This window comes from Sphingobacterium sp. HMA12 (genome assembly GCF_002933815.1).
Lineage (GTDB): Bacteria > Bacteroidota > Bacteroidia > Sphingobacteriales > Sphingobacteriaceae > Sphingobacterium.
In genome coordinates this window covers 281,611-296,939 of the sequence record NZ_BEYR01000006.1, presented here as the reverse complement: position 1 = coordinate 296,939, position 15,329 = coordinate 281,611, and the positions used below count along the sequence as shown (strand labels likewise).

Here is a 15,329-nt window from a genome sequence, read left to right as displayed (position 1 = left end):
ACGAAAAAAAATGAAAAGATACCATCTTATAATTCGTTTTTTACCATTCTTCTTACTCACTCTGGGAGGGTGTAAGAAAATGTTGGATATTGATTCTTCCCGTACAGTCAAAGAGGAGAATATGTGGAATGCCCTTGAAGATACCCGAGCCGGTCTGATGGGGATCTATGGACTAACCAAAGCTGCGTTGGACGACAATAATGCGTATTGGCTCTATGGAGAAGTCCGCTCGGGCGATTTCGAAAGTCCAAACCGGCAGGATTTAAAGGCTATTATTAAAAATGACCTCAAGGCAAATTACGAATCTTTAGGCGCATTGTCCAATTGGAGGCGCTGGTTTGCCGTAGTCAACGCGGCCAATATATTTATGGAACGCGCTCCGGAAGTACGGACAAAAGATCTGCGCTATACCGAAAATAATCTGGTAGTGGATGTCGCCCAGGCAAGATTTTTACGTGCCTATGCCTATTTTAATATGGTGCGCATCTGGGGTGATGTCCCTTTGATTTTGAATTCCCACGATGGAAATTTTGAAAATAAAGCGCGGGAGGATCGCCTAAAAATTTATGCCTGGATCGAAAAGGAAATGTATGATGCCGCACAGGTATTGCCTTATTCATATAGTACAGGTGATGAACAGCAAATAGGCAATTATTACAATGAAGCCTCCTCTAGGTGGAGTGGTGCATTGGTCCGCAAGCTTTCTGCTTATGCCATCTTAGCACATTTAGCCGCATGGCAGGCAAATTATGCGGATGCAGCCGCATACACACAATTTATCATGAATAATTATTCAAAGGGGGGAGCCTATTATTTATCAACTTCATTTTTAACAGATGGTAATGGATTTTTCTTTGAGAAAAGATCAGAACAAATGTTTGCTTTCCCCTATATCTGGGCACACGTTGAAGCATCATTTACAGGGCATATTGAAGAACTTACACTTGCTTCTCCTGTGGTGAGTAAATCTGTTCCAGATATTTATATGCCCAAGGAGACGATCCTAAAAACCTTTAACGAGAAAAAAGATCAACGCTTTAGCATCGATACACTCGGAAATCCGAATACGGAAGTCTATTTCCGAAATTTTAATAGCAAATATCCCATTTTTAGCAAAATCAAATGTATCATGGGCGGTTCGTCCGATCCGACATTCCGAATTTTTACCAGTGCGACAATTTTGACCCGACTGGAAGATATCACTTTGTTGCGCGCCGAAGCGCTTGCTGTACTGGGGGAGAAATCTACAGCGATTGAACTATTGAATGAAATTCGGGAAAGGAGAGGCCTCAAAGTTTATAGCGAAACGGTCAATGGCGATTTAATTGATGCAATTTTTTTGGAGCGGAAAAGAGAATTGATGGGAGAGGGGCATCGTTGGTATGATATGATCCGTCGTGAAAAGATCAAACATGATAACCCGCAGTTGGCCGGACTAATCGCAAACGATGGAATCTATTGGCCAATTGCCAAGGAAATTCTGGCCCAAAATAAGTTGATAGCACAAAATTCTTACTGGAAGTAAAGGAACAACAAAAATGAGAAAGAACCTATTTGTACGCTGCATATATGCATTTTTAGTTTTGGTCTTGCTGTATGCCTGTGCCAAAGATAAAGGCTATTATTCGCCGATATCGAAAGAGCCAGTTTATAAGGGCAATTTATACAGTTATCTGAAAAGTAAACCTGGGGTCTACGATTCGCTGATTAAGGTGATTGATCGGATCGGCTTACAAAAAAAACTGGAGGACAGCACGGTGACTTTGTTTGCATTGACCAACGCAAATTTTCAATTGGCTATTCAGAATCTAAATAATACGTTGAGTGTTTCGGATAAGCCAGCGCAGTATCTGACCTCGGTAAAATACGAAATACTTGACTCATTGATGTGCCAGTATATTGTCCAAGGACGGACCTCGAGTGATTCACTTTTAAATCAAGACGGTAAAGATGTTCGAGGTATCCGCTATGGTTACCCGATGCATATTGGATTGAATCGACAAGCTTCGTCCGGATTCTTGGATGGTGGACCAACTATCATCGACTTTTCTGATACCAGAAGATCTGTTTTCAATCGTAACTGGGTGACCACGGAGACGAGTTCACTAAATATACAGACCGACAATGCGGTGGTGCATGTGTTGAATCCAGACCATGTTTTTGGTTTCAATAAGTTTGTCAGTCAAATTATATATATCCCGCCACCAGAGAATCTATTTGTTACAATTGGTGGAGTGGGATCAGCATCAAAAGAAGCCTCTGGCGGGCCAAATGCCGTGGAAGCTTCCAAATATGTATTTGATGGTAATCCGGAGACCAAGTTTTTCCTTTCAAATCCAGGACAATTCTATCTGCAATGGGATTTTCTTGTCGCAGTGGCGGCCAACAGTTACACGCTGCGGTCTGCCAACGATATTCAGTCGCGAGATCCAACAGACTGGACTTTGCAGGGACTGAACGAGCAAACAGGCAAATGGGAACTTTTAGATACCAAAAAAGACGAAGTATTCGACGAACGGTTTCAGTTACGTGTATTCTTCTTCAATAATACTACAGCCTATAAAACCTATCGTTTGAATATTGCCCGGATGTATAGTGGGGGTGATTTCCAGTTGGCAGATTGGACGATGAACCGCAACCAATAAACCAATTTAACAAGATATAGACATGAAAATTTCGAAAAGAAATAGTACGATATATAAACATGCATGCTCCTGGGGTTTATTGATCTCGTTGTGTGCGGGCTTAAGCGGGTGTAAAAAATTATACAATCTACCGGAAGAAAAGGAATTTTTGAGTGTGAATCTGACCTATGATGGAAAATCATTTTATCCCATTTTGGGGCGTACATCTCTTATGGGGACGGTCAATACAGATCACTCAACCACACCATTGCATTTTGAGATTATCAATCCACGCTATGGCGATGGTAGACCTTACAACGATCTTTTTCAGGTCAAGCCTGTATACCAGTGGATCACACGTTATGATGGTACGGAAAAGAATCTGGAGGAAATTGAGGCCAAGCGCAAGCTGGTCAATCGTCCACTTTTTGAAGTGGATTCTACTGGGACCTTTATCCTTTGGAATTCTTCTACCAATGAGTTGATCCCACCCCGTTCTAAAGATAGCATTGACCTCGTTCAAAATATACGTTATTTTGATCTCAAAGTCTCTAATTCCGGTGGCTCGACCATCGTTAAAGATTTTATGATTCTTCCCTGGCGGGTGCAGGATTATGAACCTTATTCGGACAAGAATCCCTATAATGGTGAAGTTGCTCCCGATCCACAAGATCCCAAAAACCCGAAGAAGCAAAGTTACATTTGGCCCGCTTATATGAACAACGTTTATGGCGAGTCTTCCAACCAGCTTTTGCGGACAAATGATGAATTCAAGGATTTAGTTATTTATATCCGCCGTTTCGATGGAGGCAATGGACATAATCTGCGATTTGTTTTTTGGGATAAAGACAAGAAGCCAATTAATCCTGAAAATTTTAATGAAACAAATTGGGCTGAACTTGTGCATGGTTTCAACATAAAGAAAACACCTACGTATGTGCAATATGATGTGGCATATCCAATTCCGTTGACCAATTATCCGACCAAATACACCAATGGAAGTAGTGCAAAAATTGATTTTGGCTATTCTAGAGTTGGATTTGGTGGAATATTGATCACGGCAGGATTTGGTTTAAACTTCAAAATTTTTACTAAAGGTGATTGGGAGATTGTCTTCCATTTTCAACGGGAAAATCCACGATTTGATAATGAATAATAGCGGAAAGTTATGCAATTAAAAATATTTTATAGCAGATTTATTTTACTGGCGTTGTGTATGCTTTTGTCTGTTGGGGCTTTTGCACAAGCAATTATTATGTCCGGCAAAGTAACGGATGATAAGGGGCGGGCGCTTGCCGGGGTAACTGTGCGTTTTGGAAAAAGCTCACGTGAAGTAACCTCGACGAATTCTTCGGGAACATTTAGCGTGACTGTTAGCGCCGGCACATCAATCGCATTTCGATTGATCGGTTACGAAGGGGTTACGATGACAGCCCGGGCAGACCGCACGGTAACTGTTCGTATGAAGGAACTGGACAATCAGATGGATGAGGTTGTGGTACGGGGCTATGTCAAGCGGCCTAGAGAGACAACGACAGGCGCTTCGACCAAAATTAGCGGGAAAGAAATTCAGGATATTCCTGCAGCCAATGTTGAAAACCTGCTGCAAGGTAAAGTGGCTGGGTTAAATATACAGGTGAATACCGGGGCTCCAGGGTTTAGGGGCTCAACGCAGATCCGGGGGCTTTCGACCATTAGTGTCAGTGGCAGTGGAGAGCAATCGTTTTTGACGCCAACCTCACCCTTATATGTCATTGACGGAGTACCCATGGATGCTGACCGGGCAAATGAGTTGGGGCTCAGTCAACAGGGGCCTGGTATTAGTCCGTTGTCATTGATTCCGCCAGAAGATATTGAAAGTATTGAGGTTCTGAAAGATGCACAAGCAACATCGTTGTATGGTTCATTGGCCGCTTACGGTGTTATTATTATCAATACCAAGCGCGGCAATTCTGAAGTGCCAAGGGTACGGTATACGGGTAATTTCTTTTTGAAAACACCACCAAAACTACGGGAGACTTTGGGCGGAAATCTTGAACGTCGCCTTAAACTGATGCAAATTTACGGCAATGCCTTATCTCAGTTGGATCTGGACCAAATTTCGCAGACCCCCATGTTGTCCGACAGTTTGAATGCTTATTATAATAACTCGACTAATTGGCAGGACTTATTTTATGCAACAACTTATAACCAAACGCATAACGTCGCCATTGATGGCGGTAACCAGAAGTTGAACTATAAAGCAAATCTGAATTATTATAATGAAAACGGGATCATCAAAAATACCGGTTTTGATCGTTACATGGCCAATATGCGCTTTGAGTACTATCCAAATGAAAAATTTAGGTTTACAGCGCAGGTAAATGCATCTCTTGGGTCTAAAAGTAAAGGAAATGGCTTAGGTATATTGCAGTCTGGAGTTGCAACCAATGGAACATTCTCGACCTTACTCCCTGGGCCCTCCTTTTATCTGGCATCATCGGGATATAACTCGGCTTTGCAAACAAAGAATGATAATTCCTCCAAGTCGATCAAACCATTTATCGAAGCTTCCTATGAATTTCTGTCTGGCTTGCGTGCAACAACGACTGTAAGCTATGAGTCTACTTCTGACAATGAGAATACCTTTACGCCTGCTGCTGCGAACGGCCAATTTGCGCAGGTGTATGCCTACTACGGGCGCTATAATTCCCTTTATAATCGGAATTCGATCAACTATAGCCATACGTTCAATGAAAAACATACTGTGTTCTTCAATTTGTTCAATGAAATCCGCACCTTAGAAAAGCAGGCAAATGCGGCATTACAGGCACGTACGCCAAATGATCAATTTGAAGGACCTTTGGGTTTTGACGGGTATTTCTCCAAAGGCGGGGGGCTATTGCGGCGCGGGTTTGGAAAAGAACGTGGGCTATCTTTTGCGATTGCAGGTACCTACGATTACATGAAGCGCTATGTGGTAGATCTTTCCTACCGTAGGGATGGATCTTCTCAAAACGGATTTGGAAATTTGTACACCAAAAACCCAGCGGTAGGTTTCCGCTGGAATGCCTACCATGAAGAGTTTTTAAAAGAGGTCGATTGGATAAACCTACTTTCCCTGCGAACCAGTTGGGGGGTAAATGTGATGCCAAATAGTACGCTGGAACGAGTTTATGGCAAATACGACATTACCGGTAGTTACAATGACAAGATCGGTATCGGGATCAATTATGAGCAGATTCCAAATCCCAATCTAAAACCTACGACAACGACACAGTATAATCTTGGATTAGACCTCGCTCTCTTCAATAATAGGTTTGAAATGACTTATGACACTTATTATAAAAAGGTGGACAATATCCTTTTCGAAGAGCGCCTATCTTCTTCCTTGGGTTTTGAAAAGGTCAATAGTAATTCTGCTGCAATCGCCAATTATGGGCATGAGCTTTCCCTGATGTTCAGGCCTTGGACCGAAGGCCGCTTTACCATGTCAATTGGTGCAAATGGGGCCTATAATAAAGATGTATTGCTCAAGTTACCGGAACATTATGGTGGTCAGTTTGTTCGTTGGGAGAATGATGACAAGTATAAGCAGCATATTGTTTTTCGGGTTGGAACATCAACCATGTCCAATTATATGTTGCTAAACCGGGGGGTATATAGCACAGATGCAGATGTACCTGTAGACCCGGCGACCGGCCGACGCTACCGGATGGCAAATGGTACCGAGTTTCAGGCCGGAGATCCTATTATTGCCGATCTTGATGGCAACTATATCTTAGATGAAAATGATTATGCGCGTACAGGGAATTCTCAACCATTGATCACAGGTGGGATGCAATTGAATTTTAATTACAATCATGAGACTTTGGGCTCATTTGGTTTAAATGTATATGCATCTTATACAGCCAAACGTACAATTTTAAATAATGCCCTGGCGGAACGACTCCAATTGATGAGTGATCCTTATGGAGATAAGGCAGTAGTCCCATTGGATGATATCAACATGTGGATGAAACCTGGTGATGTAGCAAAGTATCCCTATGCTTATGATTTTAAACGGTATGCGAACATCAACCCTTTCCGAATGGATCAGGATCTATGGGCTGAAGATGGGTCTTACTTTAAATTAAACAGTGTAACGCTTTCCTATATGTTTACAAAAAATGCGGCAAGACGGTATGGTATGGAGCGTCTACGCGTGTTTGTATCGGCAGAAAATTTAAACACATTTTCGAAATATAGTGGTCCCAATCCTGAGAATGTTACAAGTATGGGAAGGGATGGTTCTGGTGGATATCCCGTTCCAAGACAATATAATGTAGGTGTTAATATTGATTTCTAATAGGTTGATGTCATGAAAATTAAAATGAGTTTAGGAAAAATCACAGTTATGATATGCCTATGTGTATTTGTTACTGTGGGCTGTAAGAAATTTTTGACAGTTGAGCCCATTGATCGGCTTACAGGGAACAATTTTTATCAATCCAAAGAGGATGTTGAAGCGAATATTGCCCGTATCTATAGCCAGTTTTTTGAAAAATTGAATGAATCCTGGGTGATGGGTGCCATAGGAGAGGCTCGGTCTGGTGAAATATTTCCATCTCCGACCTCTTCAGGCGACCGGATGATTCTGCGGGATCTGGGAACGAATAATATGAACATGGTTTATATCAATAGTTCTCCTGGAGGTCGCTCAAGTGGCTACCAGATGTATAAAGTCGGTATCTGGGATACCTACTACAAAGTGATTCAAAGTTGTAATATTCTTATTTCTAAATTGGAGGAAGGTATCCCCGGACTTTCGGCCCCCGATAAAGATCGCTATAAGGCGGAGGCGACATTTATGCGCTGCCTCAGCTATTTTTGGATGGTTAGGCTGTATGGTGATGTGGTTTATTATACTGATCCCTATTTTGCGCAGCAATTGGGTAGAGAGGACATGGTGTCCGTCATCGACAAGTGCATCGCTGATCTGGAACCGGTCAAAGATATTATGCCCTGGACTTTTGGCGATGCTTCACAACGTGGAGCTAGGGCGAGCCGTGGAAGTATTATCGCTTTGTTGATGCATATGAAAATGTGGAATGCAAACTTTAATCCATCCATTGCAACGAAATATTATGAAAGCGTTGCAGCTCTAGGCAAGGAGTTGCGGGGTAGTGGCGCACATTATTTGTATGCACTTACACCGGAAAATTGGGCTAAAGTCTCCAAAGGCCGTACCGAAGAATCACTTTTTGAGTTTTATCGTACAATCAATTATGGCGACCAAAATAATGCCTATGCTCCCTTATGGGACCACTTTTTGAGGTGGCCATATAAGTTCCCACGCTACAACCAGCAATTTAGCATTGCTTATTATTCGTCTGTGTTTATGTCGCGGATTTATCCCTTGAACGGACCGGCCGATAAACGAAAAGAAATCTGGTATGAGGATATGTATGCAAATGACGGTCAATTTGTACTTAAAAAATTTGCAGCCAACGTATTTGCTTCTGGAAATGAGGATTCAAACCCGGACAATACCTTTATGATTTTTCGCTACGCTGATGCACTTCTCTTGGAGGCTGAAGCCTTGGCTAATCTTGGATCGGCACGTGAGGCCGAAGCAATCAATGTATTAAATATTGTTCGGGATAGAGCTGAAGCCACGAGGTATACTGGTGGTGGTACTGAGCTCAAGAACTTCATTTTTGAAGAACGCTGCCGAGAATTGATCGGTGAGGGGGTACGATACTTTGATCTGATCCGAACACGACGGATATTGAATCCGCAATGGACAATGGCGCCCATGACAATCGATCAGTATAATCGACGTGCGTGGACATGGCCTTTGGACGCTTCGGCCAAGAATTTTAATGCTAAAATCGTATTGAACGAATATTGGACTAGTGGAAATTAACGATGTGTATTATGAGAAGTTTAAAAAATATAAGCTACGTAATTTTGATAACCCTAGTGTTTTTTTGCACGGGGTCATGTAAGAAAGATGATTATTACAAAGATGGCGGATTGGCGCAGGCGAAATTTGAGGGATCAATTATGGCCTATCTGGATTCAAAACCGAGAGAATTTGACTCCATTGCACAGATCGTCCGTTTGGCTGGATTGGAAGAAGATTTCAAAACCAAAGAATTTACCTTCTTTGCACCAAGAGACGAGAATATCAAAAGGTTGATTGGTCTGGCAAGGGGAAATGCACAAAATGGGCCTTCGGGTGCCAACATGTTGCTGTACCAATTGGGGAGGGACACAATTAAAACACTGGCGGATATAGATAGTACGATTTGGCGTAAATATCTTTTGCGGTATATGTTTAATGGAAAACGTAAACTGATGGATTATCCGCAGATTGATTTCGACTTATTGAATGTCTATAAGGGACAGAATTATACGTCGTTTGGAAATACTGTTTCCAATATCGGTGTGGTGTACAATGACGCCATCAATGACTCGGATAAAAATAACATTACCAGACTAAAATATATGGGGTATAGACAGCTTCATATTTCTTATATCCCAGATATCAGTAGACCCAGGGAATGGATTTCTTGCCCCGTTGCCTCTTCTGATATACAGCCTGATAATGGTGTTGTACACGTTATCGATTATACAAAAGCTGAGTTTGGATATGGAAGAGGAGAAGTTATGGTTGATATTTTGGAAAGTAAACGTTAAGAACCAGTTGTGAATTAAATTATGGACGTTATGTATAGAATCATGTGGAAATATATTGCGCTATTGTTTGTTGTCTTTCTCTTTTTCGGATGTAAGAAGGATAACAAAACATTTTCTGCACCCTATGAGGAAGGGCTACCTCCTTTGGATATCGAGATTAATCCAACAGATAAGATGCAGCCAGAGTCTGGGAAAACTGGTACGGAAACAACTATGCGAATCAAAGGATTGGATAAATATAAAGATAAAGCGGTTATTCGATTCAATGGGGAAAAAGCCGATGTGATTGAACTGACCGCAGATCATGTCAAATTGAAGGTACCTCCGTATGCAAGTACAGGTGTACTTTCGGTAACAATTGATGATATCGTTTTCTTTGGCCCACAATTTACTGTTTTAGGAAATGTGGCAATAGATGCAACGTTTCAGGTGGGCGTGGGAACAAATAATTTTGTTTCGGATGTACTCTATTTGGAGGATGGTAAAATGATCTTTACCGGAGCCTTTACAAATTATAATAATAAGGGGTCAATACGTCCCATAAATCGCTTGGTGCGGACATTTGCAGATGGCACCTACGATGCAAGTTTTCGCATAGGAACCGGAGCAAATAATTCACTGAATAGCATTTTAAAGTTTGGTAATTTTTATTATTTGGCAGGTTCTTTTTCTGGATATGGGCAGCGCAATGCTGATATCAGCAACTTGACCCGGATCAATATGACAGGTGCAATAGACACCATGGGCATCAAGCCATTCCGTAGGCCCGGTCAAACGGATACGTTGAAATATTACCCTGCATTTAATGGTGGATTTGACGGCAATGTGGGTAATATCTATGAATCAGATGGAAAGATTTTAGCGACGGGAAATTTTAGGTATTATATTCATCGCACCTATGGTAAGCCAAATAAACTGGAAACGAGAGATACCGTTATCTTGGACAGTACGGAAATCAGGCATGTTGCGCGGCTCAATACGGATGGTTCATTGGATAAATCTTTCAGATTTGCGCCTGATGGAAAATCGTTTGTCGGTGGAAATGGCAATGTTGCCACAGTTTATCATGCCGTTGGTCCACTAAAAGGAAAAATTTTGGTGTATGGTGGATTTAACCGTTTTGATGGTGAGTCCAAAGGATATATCGCCCGCTTAAATGAAAATGGCACCTTAGACGCAACATTTAACCCCGGTGCACAAGGCGCCGATTACAACATCTCATCGGTCACGTATAATAGTGTGACGAATAAGTATCTGGTCGTCGGTTCTTTTACAAAATACAATGGTTCTACCGCTGTCAAAGTCGCCTTGCTCAATGCAAATGGCACGTTGGATCCTTCTTTTCAGGCGAAAATATTCGAGGGTGGAAACCCATCGTATGGTTTGCAGCTAAGCGATGGACTGATTGTACTGGCCGGAGATTTTGTGCGCTATAACAATATCGCCCGTAATGGATTTATGATTTTAAATGCAAATGGCGAATTGAATGCTGCGTATAATACTTCGGGATACTTTTCGGGATATATCAACAAAGCTGTCGAAACGAAAACGGAGGATGGAAAACGCGCATTGCTGCTGATGGGATCTTTTAATCGATTTAATAATGAAGAAGTGCGCAATTTGATTCGCATTAAATTGGAACAATAACCTAAAATTAAACGGATGAAAATGCAAGATAATTTTCGAAACATACATTTGTGGCTAATCTATTTATTGCTGATTTCGACGATGGTTGCCTGCAAGGATGAGTTTGGACGCGTTATACCGGACAATCAGGGCGGGCAGGATACAGTAGATCTAGTGTACGGAAAGCCAAAAGTATTGCTGATAATAGCAGATGGGGCCAGAGGTGAGTCTGTCCGTAATGCCAATATTCCTGTCATGAACGGGTTATTGGATCATGCCATTTATTCATGGGTATCATTGAGTGCAGAGCAGGAAGATAAGCAGGCGACAGGAGCCGATTTAGCGAGTATTATTACCGGCGTCACCCAAAACAAGCATTTGGTGATGGGAGACAATTTTAGCAATAATAACCTACAGACTTTTCCTACGGTCTATACGCGGATTGCTGCGAATGTTAAAGCGCCCGAGTTTAAAGTGTATAGTAGCTCCAAATTGTTTGTTGATAATTTGGCTCCAACAGCCGCCGCCAAGCTTGAAGGATCTGATCAAGCGGTTGCTGATGCCGTAAAAGAAGGATTGAAGCAGCCTGATTTAACGATGTTAACAGCCCATTTTACCGAAATTGACAAGGCGGGAAAGGCAACAGCCTATGATAATAGCAGTGCGCGGTATAAAATGGCCATTGAAAACTTCGATAAGCAGGTGGGCGAAATCACAAAGGCACTGGAACAGCGGTCGACCTTTAAAAAGGAAAATTGGCTGGTGATTATCACCTCAAGTAAGGGTGGGCCTTTTGAAATTCCTCCAGCACAAAACGACAATACGATTTTTAGCAATACAAATGTCAATACATTTACCATATTCTATTCACCGAAATATAATTCAAGATTTATCAATAAACCGTATTTAGGGAGTAGATTTTCGGGAGACTTTCTACGCTTTAAAGGAGGCATATTTGCTGAAATGGGCGAGGCAGATACGCTTTTTGACCTAGGGGATAAGGATAGGGAATTCACCATCGAATTAAAAGTAAAAAAGAACAAAGGTCCAAATAATACATATAAGTTTCCAAATTATCCGTCCTTTATTGGAAAACGTGAAAAATGGGAATCTGGTGCGCCTACCAATGGATGGATTATGGCCTTTAAAGATGATTATTGGATGTTTAATGCACGTGGTCCAAATGGAAGCGGGGAGGTTAACGGCCCAAAATTGAATAATGCAACCTGGAATAATGTCACCGTTGTGGGATCTATAACCAGTGATGGAAAACGGCTCATTAAAACCTATACAAATGGGTTGCCAGGAAATGAAATGGATGTCAGCACTTGGGGAGTGATTAACAGTCCTGCAAAGCTGCGGCTTGGCTTGGTCAATGGCGGTAGCAATTGGAATGAGGGCGACTATTATATTGCGGATGTGCGTTTTTGGAAGACCGCTTTGCCAGAGTCAGTTGTTTCACAATATAATTGTGAGGTGGGAATAAGTGAGGACCATCCTTATTTCCATACGTTAGCGGCGAATTGGCCGGTCGTTGGCACGGTTACAGACGGTATACTTTATGACGAAGGCCCATTTGGAAATACCCTGAAAGTTGGTAATACAAGCTATGAAATATCAAAGCTCAATGATTTTCTATGTGCTCCTTCCGTGGAAACCATCAGCACCTTGGTACCTAAAAGTACGGATATTACTGCGCAGATTTTTAGTTGGCTACAGATTGCAAGACAGGAAAGCTGGCAGTTGGATGGCCGGGTTTGGATCGATAAATAATCTTAAAGAAGATAATATGAAGAGATTTTTTTATTTTTTGGCGATGATTTTGAGTTATAGCCAATTTATGGGCTGTTCGAAAGATAATCTTGAAGCATTTAACTTGCAGGATAACCGTCCTGTACAAGTCATTGCTGAAGGCGGGGGAAAAGACTTGGTCAAGACCAATGATTATGTTCAGGTACCTATGAAAGTTAAGCTGAGCGCTCCCGCATCAAAAACTTTTGATGTCGAGCTCCAGCTGAATACCGACACGGTAACGAAGCTTATTGAATCGGGAGCTTTAAAGGATGTAATAACATTGCCTAATTCGGCCTTTTCTTTCCCGAATGTGGTTAAATTTCAATACGGTTCAGATACGGCATCTTTTGTGCTCACCATATCCAGAACGGAAATAGAACGGGTGTATGGTAAAAAATTTGCACTTTCTTACAAACTAACGAACCCAGGTAAGGGCAATCAGTTGGGCAATCCCAATAGTATCATCGTCACCCTGGATTCCAAAACTCTGCTAACGGCAACAGATATTCATTATCTTTCAATAACGAATTCTCCCGCAAGCATCATTCTGGCGAGCAGTCACAATAATTATAATACAACACCTTCTGGGATTGAAATCCCACTAGGCGTTTCATTGGCCTCCTTTCCGAGTAAATGGTTTTATGTGGAAGTACGTGGTACGACGGACTCTATTTCAAATTGGATAGCTAAGAAAATATTGCCCGCAAATACGGTGGGACTGAAAGAAAATGAGTTTACGCTTCCGTCACGTGTGCAGGTATTGGGCAATAAATCATCTGCGGACTTCAATATTTCAGTTCCTTGGGATATTATCGCAAAAAATAAAGACAAACACCTAGCAATCACTGTCTATTTAAAAGATCCGACATTGCATGTCATCAATCCGAAAAAGAACTACACAACTATTTTAATTGATTGTGCAAACGTTGTTGAGTTTGATGTGACGCAAGAGGGCACGTTAACGGTTAATAGGGATAACAATGGCGGTCCAAATGCGGGTGAGGGAAGTCTTAAATTTGTCGATGATCTGACAAGTACCAAATTTTTACAAAGTGCTTTTACAGGTGACTTGCAATGTACATTGACATTTACGCGGACACTGAAAATTGGGGCCTACACACTTACTTCTGGCAACGACGCGATCGAACGTGATCCAAAGAGCTGGACACTAGAAGGTTCTCTTGATGGTAGCACTTGGGTAGTTATCGATGCGAGGACAAATGAAAGTTTCCCTAATCGGATTCAAACACGAAGATTTAATGTACAGAGACCGGGCAGTTATAAATTTTATCGTCTCAATATCACGGAGAATGTTGGTAGCAGTTTGTTCCAATGTTCGGAATGGCGGATGATTGAATTCTTGTAGTTTGAGCTTCTCACTTGTGTTATTTTATAACGATGAAAATTATAGTCATGAAATTAGGAAGATATATTTATAGTATAGTTTTACTATTTGCTTTACTGGGCTGTGGTAAAGATAAGGAGGTTGTGGTTGAAAAACCGCAACTTCCCAATCCTCAGTCAGCCTTCTCAATTAAGCAGGTCGCCAAGGATGATCCCTTTACATTTGAATTTACAAATCAATCCAAAGATTACACGGAAACGCGTTGGAGTTTTGGCGATGATAGTACATCATCGACAACATCTCCACAGCATACATTTTTAACCACAGGAACTTTTATTGTGAAGTTGCGGGTTCTTAATGAAAATGGCGATTGGGCGCAACGTGAAGAGGTGGTGACAATTGATGCAGAAAAATTGGTGCGCTTCAATGCGACAAAAAATGGGACGGGTAAACTGACCTTGAGCTACGATAGCGATATTGCGGTGAAAGGCGTCACTTGGTCTGTGATGACGGATGAGGACAAGTACCAACAGATTTCCGATCAGGCCAAAGCCGATATAGCTATTGGCGTTGGAACGTTTGCAAGTTATAAACTTGCCGTCAAGACACCAAAAGGTTCTGTGATAGAAATTCCCAAATTACTTACGGATCTGGGGATCGTCAAAGACTTGACCAATATTGATAATACGTTCCGTATTTCGCAGGATAATTCCAGCGGACCAAATGCTGATGAAGGGTCTAAGAAGCTTATAGATGGTGATCTGACAACTAAATTATTTATCGGTGGCTACCAGCCGGGAATGTACTGGCAGTTTGCGTTCTATCAACCTCAGATAATCAATGCGTATACCATCACGACCGGAAATGATTCGCCCGAACGCGATCCCAAAGACTGGGAAATCCAAGGATCGGATAATGGCGAGTCCTGGGTAACTCTGAATACGGTCACAGGCTATAGCTTTGGCACAGCACCAACCGACCGGAGAAGATCGCAGCCGTTTACATTCGTGAATACAAAAGCGTATAGTTACTATCGTTATGTTGTGAAAGCCGTATCGTCGGGATCTAACTTTCAAATGACTGAGTTCCGATTATTAGAGTTGCCACAATAGCTCGGGAAAAATATTTTAGCGGCAACAGATAGTAGGCGTGCTAGAAATAGTGGAATAATTTTTAACAAACAGCATTCAGGTTTACAGCTAATTAAAATGTAAGCTTTAATGCTGTTTGTTATTCCAGATGATACGAAATAGCTGGAATTTTCAAATACAACGGTA

At 41.7% G+C, this 15,329-nt stretch carries 10 protein-coding genes; all 10 read left to right on the top strand.

The window, feature by feature from the left end; translation table 11 throughout:
• Nucleotides 1-10: 10 nt before the first annotated feature.
• From HMAT_RS24010 to HMAT_RS23965, 10 genes are read left to right on the top strand one after another with little or no spacing between them, the layout of a single operon-like run.
• The gene (locus HMAT_RS24010; RefSeq protein ID WP_233789555.1) at nucleotides 11-1,525 is read left to right on the top strand and encodes a RagB/SusD family nutrient uptake outer membrane protein; all 1,515 of its coding nucleotides are present in this window, start codon (nucleotides 11-13) and stop codon (nucleotides 1,523-1,525) included.
• Nucleotides 1,526-1,538: 13 nt separating this feature from the next.
• The gene (locus tag HMAT_RS24005) at nucleotides 1,539-2,645 is read left to right on the top strand and encodes a fasciclin domain-containing protein (protein WP_104385363.1); all 1,107 of its coding nucleotides are present in this window, start codon (nucleotides 1,539-1,541) and stop codon (nucleotides 2,643-2,645) included.
• A gap of 22 nt (nucleotides 2,646-2,667) precedes the next feature.
• Nucleotides 2,668-3,780 carry a DUF5007 domain-containing protein gene (locus HMAT_RS24000; protein WP_104385362.1) on the top strand — a complete coding sequence of 371 codons (1,113 nt, stop codon included), beginning with the start codon at nucleotides 2,668-2,670 and terminating at the stop codon, nucleotides 3,778-3,780.
• A 12-nt stretch (nucleotides 3,781-3,792) separates the two neighbouring features.
• Nucleotides 3,793-6,951 carry a SusC/RagA family TonB-linked outer membrane protein gene (locus HMAT_RS23995; RefSeq protein WP_233789553.1) on the top strand — a complete coding sequence of 1,053 codons (3,159 nt, stop codon included), beginning with the start codon at nucleotides 3,793-3,795 and terminating at the stop codon, nucleotides 6,949-6,951.
• A 12-nt stretch (nucleotides 6,952-6,963) separates the two neighbouring features.
• On the top strand, nucleotides 6,964-8,511 hold the full coding sequence (locus HMAT_RS23990; RefSeq protein ID WP_104385360.1) for a RagB/SusD family nutrient uptake outer membrane protein: 1,548 nt from the start codon (nucleotides 6,964-6,966) through the stop codon (nucleotides 8,509-8,511).
• 11 nt (nucleotides 8,512-8,522) lie between these two features.
• The gene (locus tag HMAT_RS23985; protein WP_158656093.1) at nucleotides 8,523-9,287 is read left to right on the top strand and encodes a fasciclin domain-containing protein; all 765 of its coding nucleotides are present in this window, start codon (nucleotides 8,523-8,525) and stop codon (nucleotides 9,285-9,287) included.
• Nucleotides 9,288-9,317: 30 nt separating this feature from the next.
• Nucleotides 9,318-10,934: a DUF5008 domain-containing protein gene (locus HMAT_RS23980; RefSeq protein WP_158656091.1), complete on the top strand. Its 1,617-nt coding sequence runs from the start codon at nucleotides 9,318-9,320 to the stop codon at nucleotides 10,932-10,934.
• 15 nt (nucleotides 10,935-10,949) lie between these two features.
• Entirely contained in the window at nucleotides 10,950-12,686 is a 1,737-nt protein-coding gene (locus HMAT_RS23975; RefSeq protein ID WP_104385357.1) for an alkaline phosphatase family protein, read from the top strand.
• 16 nt (nucleotides 12,687-12,702) lie between these two features.
• The gene (locus HMAT_RS23970; protein WP_158656089.1) at nucleotides 12,703-14,073 is read left to right on the top strand and encodes a DUF1735 domain-containing protein; all 1,371 of its coding nucleotides are present in this window, start codon (nucleotides 12,703-12,705) and stop codon (nucleotides 14,071-14,073) included.
• A 47-nt stretch (nucleotides 14,074-14,120) separates the two neighbouring features.
• A complete protein-coding gene (locus HMAT_RS23965) occupies nucleotides 14,121-15,164 on the top strand; it encodes a PKD domain-containing protein (protein WP_158656087.1) in 1,044 nt (347 codons plus the stop codon).
• The last annotated feature ends 165 nt before the right edge of the window (nucleotides 15,165-15,329 follow it).

What these genes read in the sequence shown, in the direction of transcription:
- HMAT_RS23970 (WP_158656089.1), top strand. Translation starts at nt 12,703, where the DNA reads ATGAAGAGATTTTTTTATTTTTTGGCGATGATTTTGAGTTATAGCCAA.
- HMAT_RS24010 (WP_233789555.1), top strand. Translation starts at nt 11, where the DNA reads ATGAAAAGATACCATCTTATAATTCGTTTTTTACCATTCTTCTTACTC.
- HMAT_RS23980 (WP_158656091.1), top strand. Translation starts at nt 9,318, where the DNA reads ATGTATAGAATCATGTGGAAATATATTGCGCTATTGTTTGTTGTCTTT.
- HMAT_RS23995 (WP_233789553.1), top strand. Translation starts at nt 3,793, where the DNA reads ATGCAATTAAAAATATTTTATAGCAGATTTATTTTACTGGCGTTGTGT.
- HMAT_RS23985 (WP_158656093.1), top strand. Translation starts at nt 8,523, where the DNA reads ATGAGAAGTTTAAAAAATATAAGCTACGTAATTTTGATAACCCTAGTG.
- HMAT_RS23975 (WP_104385357.1), top strand. Translation starts at nt 10,950, where the DNA reads ATGAAAATGCAAGATAATTTTCGAAACATACATTTGTGGCTAATCTAT.
- HMAT_RS23990 (WP_104385360.1), top strand. Translation starts at nt 6,964, where the DNA reads ATGAAAATTAAAATGAGTTTAGGAAAAATCACAGTTATGATATGCCTA.
- HMAT_RS24005 (WP_104385363.1), top strand. Translation starts at nt 1,539, where the DNA reads ATGAGAAAGAACCTATTTGTACGCTGCATATATGCATTTTTAGTTTTG.
- HMAT_RS24000 (WP_104385362.1), top strand. Translation starts at nt 2,668, where the DNA reads ATGAAAATTTCGAAAAGAAATAGTACGATATATAAACATGCATGCTCC.
- HMAT_RS23965 (WP_158656087.1), top strand. Translation starts at nt 14,121, where the DNA reads ATGAAATTAGGAAGATATATTTATAGTATAGTTTTACTATTTGCTTTA.